Origin of the sequence: Actinomadura sp. DC4 (genome assembly GCF_030406325.1) — a bacterium.
Lineage (GTDB): Bacteria > Actinomycetota > Actinomycetes > Streptosporangiales > Streptosporangiaceae > Actinoallomurus.
The window spans coordinates 303,544-324,392 of the sequence record NZ_JAUEQY010000003.1; the positions used below are offsets into that span (position 1 = coordinate 303,544).

Annotated in this window: 18 protein-coding genes and 2 riboswitches; of the genes, 12 read left to right on the forward strand and 6 right to left on the reverse strand. The window is 70.9% G+C overall.

The window, feature by feature from the left end:
- Position 1: 1 nt before the first annotated feature.
- The 5 genes from QWU11_RS06410 to QWU11_RS06430 all read left to right on the forward strand — a co-directional run bounded on the left by QWU11_RS06410 (position 2) and on the right by QWU11_RS06430 (position 7,264).
- The gene (locus tag QWU11_RS06410; protein ID WP_290104098.1) at positions 2–1,705 is read left to right on the forward strand and encodes a hypothetical protein; all 1,704 of its coding nucleotides are present in this window, start codon (positions 2–4) and stop codon (positions 1,703–1,705) included.
- A gap of 24 nt (positions 1,706–1,729) precedes the next feature.
- Positions 1,730–2,659 carry an NADP-dependent oxidoreductase gene (locus tag QWU11_RS06415; protein WP_290104099.1) on the forward strand — a complete coding sequence of 310 codons (930 nt, stop codon included), beginning with the start codon at positions 1,730–1,732 and terminating at the stop codon, positions 2,657–2,659.
- Between the two features lie 418 nt (positions 2,660–3,077).
- Positions 3,078–3,228, forward strand: a riboswitch (cyclic di-AMP (ydaO/yuaA leader).
- On the forward strand, positions 3,227–4,192 hold the full coding sequence (locus tag QWU11_RS06420) for a CHAP domain-containing protein (RefSeq protein ID WP_290104100.1): 966 nt from the start codon (positions 3,227–3,229) through the stop codon (positions 4,190–4,192). Its footprint overlaps the riboswitch before it by 2 nt.
- A 575-nt stretch (positions 4,193–4,767) precedes the next feature.
- A riboswitch (cyclic di-AMP (ydaO/yuaA leader) is annotated at positions 4,768–4,932 on the forward strand.
- Positions 4,933–4,940: 8 nt separating this feature from the next.
- Positions 4,941–5,966 (forward strand): NlpC/P60 family protein, encoded by a 1,026-nt coding sequence (locus QWU11_RS06425; protein ID WP_290104101.1) that lies wholly within the window; start codon positions 4,941–4,943, stop codon positions 5,964–5,966.
- A gap of 68 nt (positions 5,967–6,034) precedes the next feature.
- Positions 6,035–7,264, forward strand: coding sequence for a hypothetical protein (locus tag QWU11_RS06430; protein ID WP_290104102.1), 1,230 nt, complete (start codon positions 6,035–6,037; stop codon positions 7,262–7,264).
- A 1-nt stretch (position 7,265) separates the two neighbouring features.
- Here QWU11_RS06430 and QWU11_RS06435 read toward each other — a convergent pair whose 3' ends face one another.
- Positions 7,266–8,597, reverse strand: coding sequence for a class II 3-deoxy-7-phosphoheptulonate synthase (locus tag QWU11_RS06435; protein WP_290104103.1), 1,332 nt, complete (start codon positions 8,595–8,597; stop codon positions 7,266–7,268).
- Between the two features lie 179 nt (positions 8,598–8,776).
- On the opposite strand from QWU11_RS06435, the gene QWU11_RS06440 reads away from it, so the two are divergent.
- Positions 8,777–10,105, forward strand: a complete 1,329-nt coding sequence (locus tag QWU11_RS06440) for a tetratricopeptide repeat protein (RefSeq protein WP_290104104.1) — start codon at positions 8,777–8,779, stop codon at positions 10,103–10,105.
- 66 nt (positions 10,106–10,171) lie between these two features.
- Here the strand turns inward: QWU11_RS06440 and QWU11_RS06445 are convergent, their stop codons facing one another.
- Complete coding sequence (locus QWU11_RS06445) at positions 10,172–11,296, reverse strand: DegT/DnrJ/EryC1/StrS family aminotransferase (RefSeq protein WP_290104105.1); 1,125 nt, start codon at positions 11,294–11,296, stop codon at positions 10,172–10,174.
- 100 nt (positions 11,297–11,396) lie between these two features.
- Between QWU11_RS06445 and QWU11_RS06450 the strand changes: the two genes are divergently transcribed.
- Positions 11,397–12,134: a M50 family metallopeptidase gene (locus QWU11_RS06450; RefSeq protein ID WP_290104106.1), complete on the forward strand. Its 738-nt coding sequence runs from the start codon at positions 11,397–11,399 to the stop codon at positions 12,132–12,134.
- Position 12,135: 1 nt separating this feature from the next.
- Here the strand turns inward: QWU11_RS06450 and QWU11_RS06455 are convergent, their stop codons facing one another.
- The 4 genes from QWU11_RS06455 to paaI form a co-directional block, all read right to left on the reverse strand.
- Positions 12,136–12,657: a hypothetical protein gene (locus tag QWU11_RS06455; RefSeq protein ID WP_290104107.1), complete on the reverse strand. Its 522-nt coding sequence runs from the start codon at positions 12,655–12,657 to the stop codon at positions 12,136–12,138.
- Positions 12,658–12,747: 90 nt separating this feature from the next.
- On the reverse strand, positions 12,748–13,341 hold the full coding sequence (locus tag QWU11_RS06460; protein WP_290104108.1) for a hypothetical protein: 594 nt from the start codon (positions 13,339–13,341) through the stop codon (positions 12,748–12,750).
- A gap of 234 nt (positions 13,342–13,575) precedes the next feature.
- The gene (locus QWU11_RS06465) at positions 13,576–14,505 is read right to left on the reverse strand and encodes a hypothetical protein (RefSeq protein WP_290104109.1); all 930 of its coding nucleotides are present in this window, start codon (positions 14,503–14,505) and stop codon (positions 13,576–13,578) included.
- 219 nt (positions 14,506–14,724) lie between these two features.
- Positions 14,725–15,105, reverse strand: a complete 381-nt coding sequence (paaI, locus tag QWU11_RS06470; RefSeq protein WP_290104273.1) for a hydroxyphenylacetyl-CoA thioesterase PaaI — start codon at positions 15,103–15,105, stop codon at positions 14,725–14,727.
- Between the two features lie 169 nt (positions 15,106–15,274).
- On the opposite strand from paaI, the gene QWU11_RS06475 reads away from it, so the two are divergent.
- From QWU11_RS06475 to QWU11_RS06495, 5 genes are all read left to right on the forward strand, one after another.
- The gene (locus QWU11_RS06475) at positions 15,275–15,364 is read left to right on the forward strand and encodes a putative leader peptide (protein ID WP_290104110.1); all 90 of its coding nucleotides are present in this window, start codon (positions 15,275–15,277) and stop codon (positions 15,362–15,364) included.
- A gap of 138 nt (positions 15,365–15,502) precedes the next feature.
- Positions 15,503–17,212, forward strand: coding sequence for an ABC transporter substrate-binding protein (locus tag QWU11_RS06480; protein WP_290104111.1), 1,710 nt, complete (start codon positions 15,503–15,505; stop codon positions 17,210–17,212).
- Positions 17,213–17,218: 6 nt separating this feature from the next.
- Complete coding sequence (locus QWU11_RS06485) at positions 17,219–18,175, forward strand: ABC transporter permease (RefSeq protein WP_290104112.1); 957 nt, start codon at positions 17,219–17,221, stop codon at positions 18,173–18,175.
- A 7-nt stretch (positions 18,176–18,182) separates the two neighbouring features.
- Positions 18,183–19,172 (forward strand): ABC transporter permease, encoded by a 990-nt coding sequence (locus tag QWU11_RS06490; RefSeq protein WP_290104113.1) that lies wholly within the window; start codon positions 18,183–18,185, stop codon positions 19,170–19,172.
- Positions 19,169–20,764 (forward strand): ABC transporter ATP-binding protein, encoded by a 1,596-nt coding sequence (locus QWU11_RS06495; protein ID WP_290104114.1) that lies wholly within the window; start codon positions 19,169–19,171, stop codon positions 20,762–20,764. Before QWU11_RS06490 ends, QWU11_RS06495 begins: the two co-directional genes overlap by 4 nt.
- Positions 20,765–20,849: the final 85 nt, after the last annotated feature.

Consider the following 20,849-nt stretch of genomic DNA (forward strand, 5'->3'; position numbering starts at 1 on the left):
CGTGCCCTTCGTCTACGTGCTCGTCGCCATCTTGTGGGTCGGCCTGGTCCTGGCCGAGTTCGTCTTCGTGGTGCCGCTGGCGCTCGCGCTCGCGCTGCTGGCCGGGTTCGGTCTCGGGCTCGGCCGCTTCTTCCAGACCGCGTGGCGCACCCTCCTGACCACCGACGCCGCCGGGCCCTCCCCCGTGCCGCGCCCGGCGCCCGGCCCGCCCGACGCCGCGTACCCGCACTATCTGCTCTTCCAGGTGTGGCGTGACGTACGGAGTCTCGAAGGCCGCACCCTGCCCTGGTGCGTGGCCCAGGTCCGCTGGGCGATCGGCACGCTGACCGAGACGCTGCTGCCGGTCCCCCAGGGCCTCGCGCTGTTCCCGCTGTGGTTCGGGCTGTGCGCCGGCGTCGTGCTCGCGGCGGTGCCGCTCGCCGTGGCGGCGCTGGCGTTCGGCGCGGCGATGCTCCTGATGGTCGTCCCGGGGCTGGTCGTGTGGTCGGCCTGCGTCATCGTCCTCGGCGCGGTCGAGCGCGTCTGGATGGGGTACCGCCGCATCCTGCTCGCCTGCCCGCATCCCGGCTGCTACCAGCGGTTCGCGCTGCCGGAGTACGCCTGCCCGAACTGCGAGGAGCGGCACGCGCGGCTCGTTCCGGGCCGTCTCGGCGCCTTCCGGCACGTGTGCCGCTGCGGCACCCGGCTGCCCACGACGATCCTGCTCGGCCGGTTCCGGCTCGGCGCGTACTGCCCGCACTGCCGGCGGCGGCTGCCCGGCCGGATCGGGCGCGCGCGCGTCGAGCCGCTGCCGTTCGTCGGCGGGCCGGCGGCCGGCAAGACGACACTGATGTTCCTGGCCGTACGGGCGCTGCGCGCGAGCGCCGCCGGGGCGCAGGGCCGGGCGGAGTTCGTGGAGGCACGGGACGCACGGGCGTACGCGGGCGCGGTGGCCGAGCTCGACCGCGGCGAGCGGCTCGCCAAGACCGGCCCCGAGCTGCCCGTCGCCACCATGCTCGACCTGAACCTCCCGGCCGCGCACCGCATCCTGTACCTCTTCGACCCGGCCGGCGAGCTGCACACCGGCGCGACCCAGGTCGAACGGCTGCGCTATCTCGACCACGGCGAGGCGCTGTTGTTCGTCATCGACCCGTTCGCGCTGCCCGAACTGCGGCTCGCGCTGTCCACGGACGAGCGCCGGTTGGCGGCGGACGCCGCCGCCTCCTCCGACGAGGATCCCTCCGACACGCTCCAGCGGCTGCTGACCGAGCTGCGGTCCCGCGATGACCAGGGGCGGCAGCGGCGCATCGCGGTGGTCGTCACCAAGGCCGACGTGCTGCGGCGCACCTCGGTCGGCGGCGGCCTCGACGGCGACGCCCGCGGCTGGCTCGAGGGCCTGGGCCTCGGCAACACCATCCGCACGCTGGAGCGCACCGCGGGCGAGGTCCGCTACTTCGCGTCGGGCCTGGACAGCCCGCCCGCCGCGCTGGCCGAGCTGTTCGGCTGGGCCGCCGGGCTGCCGCTGGGCGGCCGGGCCGACCCGGCGTTCGACGACCGGCCGACCAGCGACGAGATGCGCGAGCCGTGGCCGGTCGCCGGCCGCCCGGCCGGGCAGATCCCGTACGGGCACCAGGCCGGCCGCGGCGCGCTGCTCGCCGCCCTCGTCCTCCTCGGCCCGGTGATCATGGTGGTGCTCGGCTTGTCCCTCTACGCACGATTCCACTGAGGAGCCCGGGGTAACGCTCATAGTGTGAAAGCCATCGTGATGAACGAATATGGCGGTCCTGACGTGCTGAAACTCGCCACGGACGCGCCTGATCCGAAGGTCGGCCCCGACTTCGTCCTCGTCCGCGCCAAGGCGGCCGGCGTGAACCCGGTGGACGGGAAAATACGGGAAGGCTCGCTCGACGGGCTCTTCCAGACCGACTTCCCGGTCATCCCGGGCTGGGACGTCGCCGGTGTGGTCGAAAGCGTCGGCCCCGCCGTCAGTGAGTACTCCCCCGGCGACGAGGTCATCGGCTATGTCCGCGAGGACCACGTCGGCCGCGGCACGTACGCCGAACTCGTGGCCGCGCCGGTGCGCACGCTCGGCCGCAAGCCCGCGACGCTGTCGTGGACCGAGGCGGCCGGGCTGCCCCTCGCCGGGCTGACGGCCTACCAGGCGCTCGCCAAGGCGCTCGTCGTGAACGAGGACGACACGGTGCTCATCCACGGCGCGAGCGGCGGCGTCGGCACCTTCGCCGTGCAGATCGCCGTCGCGAAGGGCGCACACGTCATCGGCACCGCGAGCGAGCCGAACCACGACCATCTGCGCGAGCTCGGCGCCGAGCCGGTGACGTACGGCTCGGGCCTGGCCGACCGGGTGCGGCGGCTCGCCCCGAACGGCGTGTCCGCGGCGCTGGACCTGGTCGGCGGCGAGGCGCTGGAGGTCACTCCGGAGCTGCTGACACCCACGGGCCGATGGGCCTCGATCGTCGACCCGTCCGTGACCGAACGCGGCGGGCGTTATGTCTTTGTACGGCCGGATCCGCACGATCTGGCGTCGCTGGCGAGCCTCGCCGACGACGGGCGGCTGAAGGTCTCGGTGGCGCGGACGTTCCCGCTCGCGGAGGCGGCGGAGGCGCAGCGGCTGGTCGCCTCCGGCCACACGCGGGGCAAGGTCGTGCTGGAGATCGGTTAGGAGTAGGTTCACCCGGCACCGGCGGGAGCGCCGGGTGACCAACCTCACTCGCGGCATGCTCCGGCCGGTCGCTCTTTGTAGTGATCTGTTGCCCTTTGGTAATTGTCCGCCCTGGCGTTACCACGAGCCGCCGAATGTCCCGCAAAGCGGTCGACTCGGCCTTCTTGGGCTCCTTGCCCGAAGTCGTCGCGGCGCTACGCTGTGCGCCGGACGCCGCCCCTCTCCATCGTGAGCGGCATCACATTTCCGCAGGTGAGAGTGGTCATTTCGGCTTTGGATACGGCACCCCGGCGGGGCTTGGTTACACTGGGTAAGTAGTTCGCTCCATACTTTCCCCTCCGAACGCGTTGCCGTTCTCGCGAAACTTCCGATACATTGCGCCGTAATCGGCCTGTGACTTACCTCCACCCGGGAGGTGACAGACCGACCGCCGAATCCCTTCTGCGCCCCCAGTGCAGCGGGAACCGGGGACCCACGAAGTCCCTTGGGGTGAATCCGCACTCGTGCGGTAGGGCTCCTCCTGGCCCGAACCCGTCAGCTAACCCGGTAGGCGGCATAAGGGGAGACATGGATCCGATAGGTCAGAAACTGCTGCATGTCGCCAAGAGCCAGCTCGGCTATACCGAGAAGGCCAGCGGGTACACGAAGTACGGCGACTGGTATGGCAAGCACGTCGGCAAGGACCCCGTCTTCAAGGACGCTCCCTGGTGCGACATGTTCCTCGCCTGGGCAGCGGACAAGGCCGGAGTCGCGGACTCGGCGGGCGAGTTCGCCTCCACCCCCGCCCACGCCAACTTCTTCAAGAAGCACGACGCCTGGGGCCACCACCCCGAGCCGGGCGCGATCGTCTTCTTCTCCTGGGGCGGAGGGAAGAGCATCGGCGACATCGACCACGTCGGCATCGTCGAGTCGGTCCACGGCCACACGCTCCACACGATCGAGGCCAACCACTACGACCACCTCGGCCGCGCGGAGCGCGACACCAGCCAGGTGGTGGGATACGGCTACCCGTCGAAGGTGAAGGTCAAGGCCTCCCCGGCGGAGCAGAAGTACGTCCCCAAGCACTCGGCTCCGCCCCCGTCGGCGGAGTCCCTCACCACCCAGCCCGGCACCGCGCTCCACGAGACGCAGACGACCGCGCAGCACGACTCCGCGCCGCCGCTGCCGGACCAGCAGGCCGCCCTTACGGGGCTGTTGGCGGTCGTGGTGTTCGGCACGGTCGCGCTGGCGCTGAGCAAGTCCAAGGTCCGTGTCCCGATGCCGGCGGCGCCGAACGTACGCGTCCGCAAGCGCGGCAAGCACCACCGCACGCCGGTCGAGCTGCCCGCCGATGTCAGCGTCTCCGACCTGGACTTCGCCGACGCCGGCACGACGGTCATGCCGATCCTGTCCGCCGAGGCCGCCGCGCTCGCCGAGGACAAGGAGTTCTGGGGCAAGATCACCGAGCTGGAGGACGACGTCGAGCTGGCGTTCTGGAACACCCTCCACACCGCGGTCGCCCAGCCGAGCTCCGCCGAGTTCCTCGACGCCTGAATTTCTGGGGTCCTCCTCCTCCGGGAGGAGGGCCCGAAGGTCTGCTCTCGGAGTCCTCGCCGTCACCGAGCCGCGCGACCTTACGGGCTGATTTGCCCGGGGTCGCGCGCGGGTGACCGGTTTCGAGCGGTGGGCCTGCCACGTGACTCGCGCCGGGAAAGGTAAGCCCCTCCGCGCAGGCTCTTCCCCAGGGCATGCCCTCCGCGCGGCCTTTCCCGGCGCGCGACCTCTCCTTCACCCCTACGCCGCCCGGCCATGAGGCCGTCCCTGGTGGCTTGTGGTCCCCACGCGCCCGTCCGGGCGCGGCCCACTCCTGGGAGACGCCTGAGGAGCCCGGGACACGGCAGCCTGGCCTGCCGTCGCTCTCGGCCACTCGCATTTACGAAATGCCGCCAGATACCTTCCGATTCGGCGGCGTCAATGGCGGGGCACTAGGTGGAATGGGCCAGACTCGCATCACCCACAGTGACCATCCTCAAAGACGGAAGGCCATCTCCGCATGTTCCGGTTGGCCATCCCGTCACGGTCCGTTAATGTCCAGCGGTGTCACCGGCCGGTCACCGGCCGGACCGCCGAATCGTTCGTCGCGCAGCCAGCGCGCGAAAGGGCCGGGGACCCACTCGCGGAGCTTCTGGGGCTCTCCCACCGCTCCCCGATCCCGGGGTGAATCCGTAACCGGTAGGGCTTTCTCCTTGCCCGAACCCGTCAGCTAACCCGGTAGGCGGCCTAGGAGCAGAGGAGCACCTGGATGGAGCCTTCGCGACCCGCGAAAGCGCATTATGGGCAGCACCGCACGCGAAATACCGTTATCACCGGCATTCTTCTCGCCGCCGGCCTGGCCCTGCAGACGCAGGCGGCCGGCGCCAGGGCCGCGCACAGGAAGGCCACCAAGCCGGGGCCCGGCATCGACGCGCTCCGGCAGCAGGCCGGTCAGCTGAACACCCAGCTCGAGCAGCTCACCGAGCAGTACGACGGGCTGCGCGTACGCCTCCAGCAGGCGCAGCGCGCCACCCAGATCGCCACGGCGACCTCCAAGCGCGAGACCAGCGCTCTCAAGAGCATCCAGCACCGCGTCGGCAGGCTCGCCGCGCTGCGCTACATGCACGGTGGCCCCGACGAGGCCCCGGCGCTGTTCTCCGCCCGTGACCCGCAGGCGCTGCTGGACCAGGCGGCCACCCTGCACTTCTTCACCCAGCAGGACGACGTCCAGGTGCGACAGCTCACCCAGGCGATCCAGAACGCCCAGCGGGCCGGGCAGAACGCCCAGGACCGGGCCACGCAGGCCGCGCAGCTCAAGACCCAGCTCAAGCAGAAGAAGACGAACATCCAAAAGACCTTCGACAAGGTGCGCAAGCCGCTGCTGAGGGACGCCGTCGAGCGGGCCGGTCGCGGCCAGGCCGTGCCCTCGATCCCCGGCGGCCCCACGAAGGCGATCGGGGCCATCCGCGCGGCGCTGTCGCAGCTCGGCGTCCCGTACGTCTGGGGCGGCGCGACGCCCGGTCACGGCTTCGACTGCTCCGGCCTGACCATGTGGGCCTACCACCAGGTCGGGGTGAACCTCCCGCACTACGGCGGCGACCAGTGGAACGCCGGCGTCCACGTCGCGCGGAGCCAGCTGCAACCCGGCGACCTGGTCTTCTTCTACTCCGACATCCACCACATGGGGATGTACCTCGGCGACGGCAAGTTCGTGCACGCGCCGCACACCGGCGACCGGGTCCGGGTCGCCGACCTGGCCACCCGGCCCTTCGCCGGAGCCGTACGCGTCGTGTGACACGCCCAGTCGGGGACGCGTGACGTAGCGTCGGACCACAGCATCTTTGGCCTCGTGAGGTGACCGGGATGAGCGAGCTCAGGTACGGATGGGACGAAACGTACCCCGATCGACGCCGTATCCATGAGATCCGGACGCGATTCCTGGAATGCGGTGAGTACCGCCGGATGTGTCTCCAAGTTGAGGATCTTCTTCACCGGGCCACTGATGCGGACGACGCGCGGCGTGACGCGTCCCGGAACACGAGCGTGATCCTCAAGAACCTCGAGATCGCTCTCGATGAACTCCGCAAAGACCTCAAGGAAGGAAATCGGGAGCGTGCCGAACTGATCGAACTCGGTTCGATGGACATCCTTGATGTGTCAATCGACGCGCTGGTCTGGCGACGACACGAGGAGTTCCTGGATCCTCTGCTGACGGCACGCCTCGATCACCTGACCGCAGAGCTCGAAAGATACGCCGGAATCCGAGCGAAGACATCTGCGGATGGGACAAATCCTTTGTCCCTCATCGAGACCGCGTCCAACGTCGTCAAGGACTTACTCCGCAGAGAGCGGGGCGAGTCCCGGGAGCCGGAAACGGACAGTCTGTTCGCGACTCTCATCGAATTCATCAAGGTGGCTTGCATCGAGATCCTGGCGGCTGGCCTCGCCGCCATTACCGTCGATGATTCACCCGTTACGGAGATGATCAAGGCGACCATCGTGGTCACCGCCACCGCTGTCGCGTTGCGAGCCGCCGGCACCGTCAAATCGTGGTTGAGCCCGCCCGATCTGGCTCCCCAGCTAGCGAAGGTCATCGATACGCTGGACACGCAGAGGGAAGAGCTCGTCGTCCTACTCGACGCGTTGCACTCTGCGGGGGACGCGTCGCTGCTGGAAGTGGTCAGGGGTCAAGCAGTCGACATTCACGGGTTGGCGCACGCCGGACATCGGCTGGCGTTGCTAGCGGACTGGGACGACGGGCTCCGCGGTTCCTATGCGGAGCACTGCGACGACCTCGCCGATTCCGTCAGTGCGCTGGCGATGGTCGACGACCGGAGCGACTTCTCCGTCTTCGTGGACGCGGCGGAAGCCTTGCAGAGACTGACCGACTTCCCGTTGGTTCTGCCCAGCGAGGTAGCGATGAGGGCGAGCCTTTTCACCCGGTCGGACCCGGAAGCGACGGCCATCCCGGCGGCCGAGAATTCCTCGGCCGCCTCGTCCTCGTCCGCGATAATAAGAGAAGGCACATACTGGCGAGAGCAGGAGCCGCCCACCGGAGGCCTGCGCGCCACGGAGCCGTTCTCATCGACGTGACCTATTTCGCGGTGCGGTACATCTCCGCGACCATGAACGCCAGGTCGAGCGCCTGACCCCGGTTGAGCCGGGGGTCGCACGCGGTCTCGTAGCGCTGGTGCAGGTCGTCCTCGACGATCTCGTGGCCGCCGCCGACGCACTCGGTGACGTCGTCGCCGGTGAACTCGATGTGCACGCCGCCCGGGTGGGTGCCGAGAGAGCGGTGGACGTCGAAGAAGCCGGCGACCTCGTCGAGCACGTCGTCGAAGCGGCGGGTCTTGTAGCCGCTCGGCGCCTCGAAGGTGTTGCCGTGCATCGGGTCGCAGATCCACGCGACCCGCGCGCCGCTCGCGGTGACCTTCTCCACCAGCGGGGGCAGCGCCTCGCGTACGCGGCCCGCGCCCATGCGTACGACGAAGGTCAGCCGGCCCGGCTCACGCTGCGGGTCGAGCAGCTCGATCAGGGCCAGGGCGTCCTCGGCGGTCGTCGTGGGGCCGAGCTTGACCCCGATCGGGTTACGGATGTGGCGCATGAACTCCACGTGCGCGCCGTCGAGCTGCCGGGTGCGCTCGCCGATCCACAGGAAGTGGCCCGACACGTCGTAGGGCAGGCCGGACCGTGAGTCGATGCGGGTCAGCGCGCGCTCGTAGTCGAGCAGGAGCGCCTCGTGGCTGGAGTAGAGCTCGACCCGGTGGAACTCCTCGGGGTCGGCCCCGGCGGCGTTCATGAACGCCAGCGCGCGGTCGATCTCGCCGGCGAGGCGCTCGTAGCGCCGCCCGGCCGGGCTCGAGGAGACGAAGTCCTGGTTCCACGCGTGGACCTGACGCAGGTCGGCGTAGCCGCCCTGGGTGAACGCCCGGCAGAGGTTCAGCGTGACGGCGGCGGCGTGGTAGGCGCGCAGCAGGCGCCCGGGGTCGGGCGCGCGCTCCTCGGGGGTGAAGCCGAAGCCGTTGACCATGTCGCCGCGGTACGCCGGCAGCTCCACGCCGTCGCGTACCTCGACCGGCTTGGAGCGGGGCTTGGCGAACTGCCCCGCCATCCGGCCGATCTTGACGACCGGGACGCTCGCCGCGTAGGTCAGCACGACCGACATCTGCAGCAGCGTCTTGAGCTTGTTGCGTACGTCGTCGGCGGTGGCGCCGGAGAAGGTCTCGGCGCAGTCACCGCCCTGAAGCACGAAGGCCTCACCGCGGGCGACGGCGGCGAGCTGCGTACGGAGCCGGTCGCATTCGCCCGCGAAGACGAGCGGCGGGAGCTTGGACAGCTCTTCGGCCACCGCGAGCACCTGCCCGGGGTCGGGCCACTCGGGCTGCTGGGCCGCGGGAAGGGTGCGCCAGGCGTCAAGGAGGTCCACGAGAACCTAGGGTATCGACCGCTACGCCGTGCCACGGCAGCCCACCACGCAGAACGTCGCGGCGTTACCCCGGCTTGGTCCGCATTTTTCCGGTTGATCACTGACGCTACGGCCGCCGCGAAGGTCTGCGATGATGGGCCGACTCCCCACAGACAGCCGACGACGCATGAGGTTCTGACATGAGCACCACCAGCCGCGCCTATGACATCTGGCTCCGCAAGCCGGAAGAGGCCCAGCAGCTCCTCGAGTCGAAGCGGAACGAGCTCGATGGTGACGGGCTGTCGCTGCTGTCGTGGCTCGTCCTCACCAACGAGCGCGACGACTTGAAGGCCGAGCAGATCGCCAACGCGGCCGCCGCGGCCGGCGGCGACACGAGGTTCGCCACCGCCGCGCTCGCCGAGGTCTTCAAGTGGCGCGGCGACTACAACCGCGCCGCGGACATCGTCCGCGGCGCGCGCGAGAAGTACCCCACCATTCCCTGGTACGCGCTGACGCTCGCCGACGTCCTCAAGGACGGCGGGCGTATCGACGAGGCCGAGGCCCTGCTCGAGTCCGTCGTGAACGACTCCCAGCTCCGCCGGCACGCGCTGAAGCGCCTGTCGAAGTGGGCGGTGGACCGGGGCGACAACGTCCGCGGTCTCAAATACCAGACCGAGCTGATCGGGCTGGCGCCGGACTACCTCGTGTACGCCTCGGACTACACGCTCCTGGCCCATCTGCGGCTCGAGGCGCGCGACACCGCGGGCGCGCGGGACATCCTGCAGCGCGGCGCGTCGATCTACCCGCGCAACGCCCAGATCAAGGAGATGCTGCACCGCCAGTTCGGCGAGACGGCGCCGGAGAAGGCCCCGAACATCCCGCCGGTGGACGAGCGGGCCGTCGGCGCGCGCCGCATCCCGATCAAGACCAAGATGATCACGCTGCGCAGCGGCATCCTGCCGGTGATCCTGGAGGCCACCCAGGGGCAGCTCCAGCCCGACGACATCCTCGCGCTGTCGGAAAGCCCCGCCTCGGCCGGGCAGGGCCGCATGATCCCGCTCGAGATGATCACGCCTGAGGGCATGGCCAAGCAGCTCAGCAAGTTCGTCGGCAAGATCGGCCCGCTGCACAGCCCGGCCGGCATGCAGGGCGCGATCCTGGAGGCGGGCCGTACGAAGGTGCTGCTGGGCGCCGCGGCCGGTGCCGCCGGCAAGCTGGTCGGCAAGCGCGGCTGGTTCTACCGGGTCGCGGGCCCCGGCGCGGCGATGATCGACGACGTCGCCGCCGCCCTGCCGCCGCACGACCACCACCTGCTCTTCGGCCCGGGCCGCCCGGACAAGCTGTCGGAGGACCTCGCCGCGGCGCTCGGCTGCCACGTCTGCGTCGTGGACGCCAACCACCTGACCGGCGCGTGGGTGGTCGGCGCCTCGGCCGGCGTGGACCGCAAGTGGGTGGAGAAGGTCCTTTCGGACAACCCCGCGGGCAACGAGGACGAGCAGACCCCGATCGTGCTCATCCGCAAGATCTGAGCACCGCTCCGCGAACGACAGTGCCCGGCACCGCGGATGCGGTGCCGGGCACTGTGCGTCTCACGCTCATCTGTGGGCGGCGGTGATCGCCTCTCGGGCCGCCTGGGCGACCTGCTCGACGTGCCACTCGCTCAGGCCCTGGTGCACCGGGAGGGCGAGCATCTGGTGCCGGAGCGGCTCAATCTCGGCGAAGCGCGTACGGTCGAGCAGCGGGTGCGGCACCGGCCAGATCTCGATCGAGCGGACGCCGCGTTTCTGCAGCTCGGCGATTGTCCGGTCGCGCTCGGGCACGCGTACGGGGAAGTAGAGCGGCGCGACGCCGTCCGGCAGGCCGCGGAAGCGGTCGAGGCAGACCTCGGGCAGCGAGTTGAGCAGGATCCGGTAGTTGCGCCGCCGCAGCTCGCGGATGCGCTCGCCGTCCGCGCCGTGGACGGCCCACTCGGTGACGCGGGAGCACTTGGAGGCGGCCACCTCCAGGTCGGCGACCTCGAGGTTCCACTCGCCGATCACGGTCTCGGTGAGCGTGCCCTCCTCGACCGCCTGCTCGGCCTTGCTGACCTTGCGGAAGACCTTGGTGGCAGGGGCCCGCAGCACGCCGGAGCGCGACTGGGCGGCCCAGCCCATGCCCTGGGAGGCGACCGAGCGGGCCATGCGCTTCCACGGCGGGCGGCCGGTCGCCTCGATGGAGCCGCCGCGGATCAGCACGGCGCCGCCGTCGGGCACGCCGAGGGACTTGCGCGGGCAGAAGATCGCCGCGTCGCCGCGCGAGCCGATCGCGCCGCCGCCGTCGTAGGAGAACAGCGCGTGCGCGGCGTCCTCGATCACCCGGGTGCCGGGCGGCAGGGGCGGCATCGGGAAGCCGTAGTAGGAGATCAGGTAGGTGGCGTCGCTCTGCCTCGACGCCCGCATCAGGTCCTCCTCGTCGACCTGCAGCGTCGGCAGCACGCGGTAGAAGACGACCTCGCAGCCGGCCAGCCGGGCCGCCTCGACCTCGGAGCCGCAGTGGTAGGCCGGCATCGCCAGCCGGCTGCCGGGCCCGAGGCCGAGGGCCTTCAGCGCCAGCCAGATGGCACCGCGGCCCAGATGGGTGAGAGTGAGACCGTCCGAATCGAACGGGAAGAGCCGGGACCGCCGCGTCACCAGGGAGGCCGGCTCGAGTGGCGGATAAACGCTCATCATCGGGTCGCTCATAGTGGCAACACCCTACTGGCCGACATGGGACAAGATATGGGTTCGCCCGCCCCAGAAACTTCCCGGCCCCCGGGCACGTCGTACCCGTCAGAGGTGATGTATGGATCTGTCCACACTCGGCGACGTCTGGCATGACGTCATCGGCACGCAGCCGCACCCGCCCTGGTGGCTCGTCACGGTGACCGGCGTGGCGGCGCTCGCGGCGGTCTCGGTCCACTCGGTGTGGCACGTGCTGCGCAACGTCGTGACCATCGCGCACGAGGGCGGGCACGCGCTCGCCGCGCTGGTCACCGGCCGCCAGCTCCACAGCATCCGCCTGCACTCCGACACCTCGGGCGTGACCGTCTCGAGCGGCAAGCCGTACGGGCCGGGCATGATCATCACCGCGTTCGCCGGCTACGTCACGCCGCCGCTGCTCGGTCTCGGGGCGGCCGGGCTGCTCGCGATCGGGCACATCACGGCGCTGCTCTGGGCGGGCATCCTGCTGCTCGCCGCGATCCTGGTGCTGATCCGCAACGTGTACGGCGTGGTGTCGGTCCTGACGACCGGCGCCCTGTTCTTCGTGGTGTCGTGGTTCGGGTCCTCGACCGTGCAGGCCGCCTTCGCGTACGCCTTCACCTGGTTCCTGCTGCTGGCGGGCGCGCGGCCGGTCGTGGAGCTGCAGAGCAAGCGGGCGCGGGGGCGGGCGCCCGACTCCGACGCCGACCAGCTCGCCCGGCTCACCGGCATGCCCGGCCTGATGTGGGTGTTCGGCTTCGGCCTGGTCGCGGTCGTGTCGCTGCTGGCCGGCGGCGTGTGGCTGCTGCCGTCCTCGCTGCCCGATCTGCCGAACTGGTGACTCACCTCACCGATCGGCCCTTGTCGGCGTCGATGACGTACCAGCGGCCGCCGTACGCGGTCGCGCCCTGGCCCTTGATCTCTCCGGGCGCGGTGTCACGCGCGGAGTGGTAGAGCGGCCAGCCGTTGTACTCCACCTGGGTCGGGCCGTCGGACCGGCCGATCGTGCCGAGCCAGGCGGAGTTCACGCCGGGACCCGCGTTGACCTGGCCGTTGGTGAACAACGGCGGCCACTCCTTCGTACACGGCCCGGTGCAGGTGGACTCGAAGTCGGCGTTGTCCCGCTCGGAGACGTAGATCGTCATGCCGTCGCCGTCCACGAGGATCCGGCCCCACCTCGTCTCCTTCGCCACGATCTCCATCGGGCCGGGGCCCGAGGGCGGCTCCGGCGACTCGGGAGCGGCCGACGACGGCTGGGCGTACCCGCCCGACTCCGTGCCGGGCCGGTGCTCCGCGCCGCAGGCGGAGACGAGCAGGCAGACGCCGCCGGCCAGCAGGCCGGCCGCCCTGACTCGCTCCCGCATCCGCAGCCCCCTCCTTCAGGCGATGGGTCGCCGTGGCGGCACCTGCCCGTACGGGCACGGCCGCCACCGGCGATTTCCCCTGCTCGGTGGTTACTTCTTCTCGATCTTGTCGCCCTTGGTCGCGTCGATGACGTGCCACTTGGCGCCGAACTCCTCCACGCCCTGGCCGTTCATGTCCCCGGCCTTGGTGTCCTTGGCGTAGTGGTACAGCGGCCAGCCGTGGTAGGTGGCCTGCTTGGTGCCGTCGGCCCGGTCGACCATGCCGACCCAGGCCGCGTTGACGCCGGCCCCCGGGGTGACCTTGTCCGTGGTGAGCAGCGGCGGCCAGGCCGTGGCGCACTCGCCGGTACAGGTGGGCTTGCCGCCCTTGTCCTTCCCGAACACGTACAGCGTCATGTCCTGGCCATCGACCACGATCTTGCCGACGCTGGTGTCCTTGGCCTTGAGCTCCGCCGGCCCGGCCGGGGCCATCGACTCGGCGGACGGTGAGGCTTCCGGGCTTTCCGTGGCCGGCGGCGAGGACTCGGGTGCCTCCGTCGACGGCGGCGAAGACTCCGGCCCAGGCGATGACGGCTGGGCGAACCCGCCTGACGACGGCACCGCCTTGTGCTTGCCGCCGCAACCCGTCCCGACCATGCCGAGACCAATGGCCAGCACGCAGACGGCCTTGACTCCCTTGCGCATTTAATCGCTCCTTTCACACGGTGACGTGGAAGGCACCAGCAGGCGCACGACGTGGTCCGCCGTTATGCCCCGCGTTCGCCGAAGGCGGGAACGTCTGACCTGCATGTCGAGGCCGTCCCCCCGTGTGCCCCCGCACTGAGGACACTGCCCGTCCGTTGTTAAACGGGAACCGATGCAGTCCTTAACTGAGCTTGGGAAAGCACGGCGTGGCAAAAGGTTCCCGAGCCTGGGGGATCAGGAGTTCAGCTCTTCGAGCCCGCGGCGGAAAAAGCCGAGCGCGGCGGCCCGCTGGTCGTCGGCGCCGAGCAGCGCGGCGTACGAGAGCGCCGCGCCGCCGAAGGTCGCGTCGTTCCAGAACGCTCCGGGGCGTTTCTGCCAGGGGGCGACGTAGAGGTACGGCTCGGGGTGGGCGTCATCGCCCGGGGAGGCGCCGAAGGAGGCGCGGCGCCCGGCGGACTCCTCGCCGAGGTCGACGGCGGGGTCGAAGTGCTCGGGCCAGAGCTGTACGCGGCCGGGCGACAGCGACCGGCCGTCGAAGCGGAGCTGTTCGAGCACCGACCAGGCGAACCCGAACCAGGCCCCGAGCGCCTCGGCCGCGGGAAGGTTGAGCGGCAGGTGGGTGTCGGGCGCGGCGGGCGTGGAGGGGCTGTAGACGTCCGGCGGCATGCCGAGGGGTATCCCGGCGATCGAGGCGGCCTCGCCGAGCGTGGCCGGCGTGTGGGCGGCGCCGTCGACGATCAGCCGTCCCGCCTCGACGCGAACCTGGTGGCCGGCGCCGAAGTACGGCGTGCCGAAGCCCTGGCGGGTGAACCTCAGCCCGATCTTGCCGTTGGCGGTGTAGCGCGCCGCGGCGACGATGTGCTCGGCGAGGGCGTGCAGCGACCGGCGGCCGGCGACGAAGGCGCGCGGCAGGGGCGCGAGCCGGCGCCAGGCGCCGAGCCAGCGGTCGGCGCAGAATCCGGCCAGCTCGGGCCGCTCGCGGCTGAGGTCGTCCCAGCTACGGCCGAGCCCGGCGAGGGGCGTGACGAGCCGCACGCCGTACGGCCCGGCCAGCGGATCGTCGGCGAACCACGGCCCGACCGTCACGGCCGGCGGCGAAGGCTCCAGAACCCGGACGTCGTACTCCCCTCCGAGCAGTTCCCACGCCTCACGCCGCGCGTTCATCGCCCCACCTCCGCCGAGGCACCATCGGAGGCGGTGAGCGGCGACGGCTCCCGCGTCCGCGCGGTCATCGGGTCGTCCCCGGCAGGACCCGGCGGCTGCCGCCGGTTCGGCGCGCGGGTGGTCCAGGCACATCGTCACGGCCGTGGCCGGGGCCGTGGCCGGGGCCGGGGCACACCACCGGTGATGTCCTCAGCGTCCGTACGTCCTCGGCTCGTCTGGTCATCGGGTGGTTCCCGGCAGGGCGCGGCTGTTGCCGCGGAACTCGGCGATGGTGGTGCCGTCGGTTCGGCGGACGGTCACGTCGTAGACGCCGCTGCGGCCGAAGCGGACGCGTTCGGCCGCCTCGGCGATCAGCTCGTCGCCCGCTCGGGCCGGGGCCACGAAGACCACGTCCGCCGCCGCCGCGACGGTGGCGATCTCGTAGGTGTTGCACGCGAACGCGAAGGCCGTGTCGGCGAGCAGGAAGACATAGCCGCCGTGGGCGATGCCGTGGCCGTTCGTCATCGTGTCGGCGATGGTCATGGTCGCCCGGGCGCGGCCCGCGGCGACCTCGCCGATCTCGATGCCGAGGTGCTGAGAGGAGCGGTCGGCCGCGTACATCTTCTCCGCGCAGCGTCGCGCCACCTCGTCGGCCTCCGTCACGCCCACCAGTGGACCACGCATCGATGATCAAGGGAACACCCCGGCCGCCCGTGGGCTATCTTAAGTATTCCCGTCTGGAATATGGAGAATCCCTGACCCGAGTTGACGTAAGGAGCAAAAACCGGCGATGATGCTGACCGTGTACCGGAGCGAGCCCCTCGTCGCGCGCCTGCACGTCGATCTTCGGCGGCAGGCCAGCGCGCTGTGTGCGGCCTGACCTGAGCCTCCGTCACCCATCGGCGGGCGCGTCCGCGCCCCGCTCGTGATCTCCCTCTTTCCTGCTCAAGTCACGCCTGTCATTCTCTGTTACAGCCGTGTCATGTCGCAGTCATCCTTTCGCGAATGAGAAGCCCTGATGCGAACAAGTCCCGCCCTGCTCGCCACCGCCGCCCTGCTCGCCGCCGCCGCGGCCGCCTGCTCGTCCGGCGGCTCGTCCTCCTCCTCATCCGGTAGCTCGGCCTTCGACCCCAAGACCTGCCAGGGCGGCACGCTCTACGTCCTGAACCAGTCCGACGCCACCGCCCACCACCTCGACCCCGCCCGGATCTACACCTCCGGCGGCGGCGCGGTGACCTCCCTGATCTTCCGTACGCTGACGACCCGGCACCGGGTGCCCGGCCAGGCCGGCGACGAGGTCGCCCCGGACCTCGCCACCGACACCGGCACGGCGAGCGACGGCGCCAAGACCTGGACGTACCACCTCAAGGACGGCCTGAAGTTCGAGGACGGCACGCCGATCACGTCCAAGGACATCAAGTGGGGCGTGGAGCGGGCGTTCGCGCCCGAGCTGCCCGGCGGCATCCCCTACCTGCGCGACTGGCTCGCCGGCGGCGCGGACTACAAGGGGCCGTACAAGGGCAAGGAGCTGGACTCGATCCAGACGCCGGACGACAAGACGATCATCTTCAAGCTGCGCAAGCCCGAGGGAGACTTCCCGTACGTCACGACGGCCACGCAGTTCGCGCCCGTGCCCAAGGCCAAGGACGACGGCACCGGGTACGAGAAGCACCCGATCTCCAGCGGGCCGTACAAGGTCCAGTCGCACGAGCAGGACAAGAGCCTGGTGCTCGTCCGCAACCCGTACTGGTCGCGCACCGTGGACGACCAGCGCCTCGCCTGCCCCGACCGGCTGGAGGGCACGTACGGCCTGAACTCGGCCGTCATCAACCAGCGGCTCACCTCCAGCGCCGGCAAGGACGCGAACGCGATCACCACCGACACCGACCTGTCACCCGCCGAGCTGGCCCGCATCTCCAGCGACCCGAACCTGAAGAAGCGCGCGGTCAAGGGTGAGTTCGGCGAGACCGACTACATCGCGTTCAACCCCAAGGTCAAGCCGTTCGACGACCCCCGCGTGCGGGAGGCGATCTCGTACGCGATCGGCCGCCAGTCGGTGGTCAACGCGGCCGGCGGAAGCTCGCTCGCCAAGCCCGCGACGACGTTCCTGCCCGACCAGGCGGCGTTCGGCTACCAGCCGTACGACTACTTCCCCGCCGGGGCGAACGGCAACGCCGCCAAGGCCAAGGAGCTCCTGGCCCAGGCCGGGCACCCGAACGGGCTGACCGTCACGCTCGCCCACCGCAACGCCGACTACAACCACGACGGCCCGGCCGTGGCCACCGCCGTGCAGGCCTCGCTCAAGCAGTCCGGCATCACGGTGAACCTCAAGCCCTACGACGACGCCGGGTACGGCGACGTGATCCAGAAGCCGTCGAGCGAGCCGGGCATGTACCTCACGACGTGGGGCGCCGACTGGCCGACCGGCGGGCCGTTCCTCGCGCCGATCTTCGACGGGCGGCAGATCCTCAAGGACGGCGGCAACTTCAACGCCTCCCAGCTGGACGACCCGAAGGTCAACGCCGAGTTCGACGCCATCAACAAGATCACCGACCCGGTTCAGGCCCGGCCGCGCTGGGGTGCCCTGGACGCCGCGATCGGCAAGCAGGCGCTCACCGTGCCGCTGATCCACCCGATCTACATCCGGCTGACCGGCAAGAACGTCAAGAACGCCTACCTCGACCAGTGGCGCGGCTCCTACGATCCCGCCATGGTGTCGGTCAAGTAGGGACCGGTGAGCACAGAACTGATCGCTGAGGCCGGCGCCGCTCCGGAGGCGCCGGCCCGTGGTCGTCAGGTACGGCGGCGGCTGTACGCCGACCGGATGGCGATGGCCGGTCTCGTCATCGCCGTCCTCATGATCGTCGCCGCGCTCGCCGCGCCGCTGCTCGTCCACCTCGAAGGGCAGGACGCCACGGCGTACCACCCCGAACTGCTGGACTCCGCGCGCGGCGGTGTGCCGCGCGGATCGTTCGGCGGCGCGAGCGGGGCGCACTGGCTCGGCGTGGAGCCGACGACCGGCCGCGACCTGTTCGCCCGCGCCCTGGGCGGCGCGCGCATCTCCTTCCTGGTCGCGTTCGGCACCCTGATCGTGCAGATCCTGCTCGGTGTGGGGATCGGGCTGGCGGCCGGGCTGGGCGGCAAGGTGGCCGACGCCTTCCTGGGGCGGCTGATCGACCTGGCCATCTCCTTCCCCCAGCTCATCTTCGCCATCGCGCTGCTGGCGATCGTCCCGGGAACGTTCCCGCGCCCGATCCTGCTGATGATGGTCATCGGCCTGTTCGGCTGGGGCGGCACGGCCCGGCTGATCCGCGGCCAGGTGCTGTCGCTGAAGACCCGCGACTACGTGTCGGCGGCGCGCCTGTCCGGCGCGTCGCGTACGCGCATCGCGCTGCGGGAGATCCTGCCCGGCGTCTCGGCGCCGCTCGTCACGTACGCCGCGCTGCTGCTCCCGAACAACATGATCTCCGAGGCGGGCCTGTCCTTCCTCGGCGTCGGCGTGCGCCCGCCGGCGTCCTCGTGGGGGCAGATGCTCTCCAGCGCGACGACCTGGTTCCAGGCCGACCCGATGTACGTCCTGGTGCCCGGCCTCCTGCTGCTCGTCAACGTGCTCGCCTTCACCGTCCTCGCCGACGGCGTGCGCACCGCCCTGGACCCCAAGGCGCCGTCACTGCGGGGAGGCCGGCGGTGAGCGACCGATGACCCGCTATCTGCTGCGGAGGTCCGCCAGCACGGTCGTGCTGCTGCTGGTGATGGTGGCGTTCGTCTACGTCATCTTCTACGCGCTGCCCTCCGACCCCGCGGTCCTGGTCTGCGGCAAGGGCTGCGGCGGCGGGCAGCTCGCCGCGATCCACCACAAGCTGGGCCTCGACCAGCCGGAGTACGTCCAGTTCTGGCACTTCCTCGTAGGGATCTTCGTCGGCCGCGACTACAGCTCCGGCCCGGACGTCTCCCACTGCGCCGCGCCCTGCCTGGGCTTCTCGTTCCAGAACGACCAGCCGGTGCTGTCCCTGATCGGGCAGCGGCTGCCGGTCTCGCTGTCGCTCACCACCGGCGCGATGGTGCTGTGGCTGCTGATCGGCGTGTCGGCGGGCATCCTGTCCGCGCTGCGCGCGGGACGGCTCACCGACCGGGTGGTGACCGCCGCCTCGGTGCTCGCGTACGGCGCCCCGATCTTCGTGAGCGGGATGCTGCTGCTCATGCTGTTCTGCGGTTACCTGCACTGGCTCGACTTCCCCGTCTACGTGCCGCTCACCGACGACCCGGCCGCCTGGGCGAAGAACCTCCTGCTGCCCTGGTTCACGCTCGCCATCGCGCAGTCCGCGATCTACGCGCGGCTGACCCGTACGGGAATGCTGGAGACGCTGTCGGAGGACCACATCCGCACCTTCCGCGCGTACGGCCTGCGGGAGCGGCGGATCGTCGGCCGGCACGCGCTGCGCGGCACGCTCACCCCGATCATCACGGTCAGCGCGTACGACTTCGGCTACATCCTGGTCGGCGCGATGCTCACCGAGACGCTGTTCGGGCTGCCCGGCCTGGGCCAGCTCATCGTGCAGTCGTCCAACAACGTCGACCTGCCCGTCGTGGCCGGGCTCACGCTGGTGGCCGGCGCCGCCATCGTGGTCGCCAACACCGCCGCGGACCTGCTGTACGCGGTGGTCGACCGGAGGGTCGTACTGGCATGAGTGTCCTCTCGGTGCGGGACCTGACCGTGGAGTTCCCCGCGGACGACGGCTCCTCGCTGCGCGCGGTCGACGGGGTCTCCTTCGACCTGGCCGCGGGCGGGGCGCTCGGCATCGTCGGCGAGTCCGGGTCGGGCAAGAGCACGACCGCGCTCGCGCTGCTCGGGCTGCACCGGCGCTCCTCCGCGCGGGTGTCGGGCGAGATCCTGCTCGGTGACGACGATGTCAACACGCTGGGCGACGAGGCCGTACGGCGGCTGCGCGGCCACCGCATCGCGATGATCTTCCAGGACCCGCTGTCCGCGCTGGACCCGTACTACCGGATCGGCGACCAGATCTCCGAGGTGTACCGCACGCACTCGGGCGCGAGCCGCCGGGCCGCCTGGGCACGCGCGGTCGAGGTGCTGTCCCGCGTCGGCGTCCCGGACGCGGCGCGGCGGGCGCGGGCCCGGCCGCACGAGTTCTCCGGCGGCATGCGCCAGCGCGCGCTGATCGCGATGGCGCTGGCCTGCGAGCCGGAGATCCTCGTCGCCGACGAGCCCACCAGCGCGCTGGACGTGACCGTACAGGCGCAGATCCTCGACCTGATCGACGAGCTCCGCGCCGACACGGGCATGGCCCTGCTGCTGGTCACGCACGACCTCGGCGTCGTGTCGCGCTCGGTGGAGCGGGTGCTGGTCATGCAGGACGGCCGGGCGGTCGAGGAGGGCCCGGTCGGCGAGGTGCTGCGCGAGCCGGCCGAGCCGTACACCCGCGCGCTCCTGGCCGCCGTCCCCCGCCTGGACGGCCCGCTCCCGGCCCGGCGCACGCCCGCCGGCGAGCCGCTGCTGACGGTCACCGGCCTCACCCGGGAGTTCCGGCGGCCGGGCGGCGGGCTGCGCCACGACGCGCTGCGGGCGGTCGACGACGTGTCGCTGGAGATCCGGCGCGGCGAGACGCTCGGCGTGGTCGGCGAGAGCGGCAGCGGCAAGACCACGCTCGCGCGGATGATCGTACGGCTGCTCGCGCCGACGTCGGGCCGCATCGAGTTCGCCGGGCGGGACATCACGCGGCTGGGAGAGCGCGACCTGCGTCCCGTACGCCGGGACCTGCAGATGGTCTTCCAGGACCCGGTCTCCTCGCTGAACCCCCGCCGTACGGTCGGCGACAGCATCGCCGACCCGCTGCGCGTCCAGGGCACCGGCGATCGCGAGGCGCTGCGGACGGCGCGTGAACTGATGGGACGCGTGGGCCTGGACGCCGCGCGGCACGACCGGTATCCGCATGAGTTCTCCGGCGGTCAGCGTCAGCGCATGGGCATCGCGCGCGCCCTGTCGCTGCGGCCGAGCCTGCTGGTCTGCGACGAGCCGGTGTCGGCGCTGGACGTGTCGACGCAGGCGCAGATCCTGGAGCTGCTGGCGGGCCTGCAGGAGGAGTACGAGCTGACGATCGTGTTCGTCTCCCACGACCTGGCGGTCGTGCGCCAGGTGAGCGACCGCGTGGCCGTCATGCACGACGGCGAGCTGGTCGAACTCGCGGACGCGGGCGAGCTGTACGCGAAGCCGCGGCATGAGTACACCCGCACGCTGCTGGCGGCGGTACCCGCGCTGGCCTGAGCGCAGGCCGCCGGGCGCCCGGCGTCCCGGGCCACCCGGCGGTCGCGGGGTGTGAGGGCCGTTGTCTCCGGCCGCCCGCTCGCGC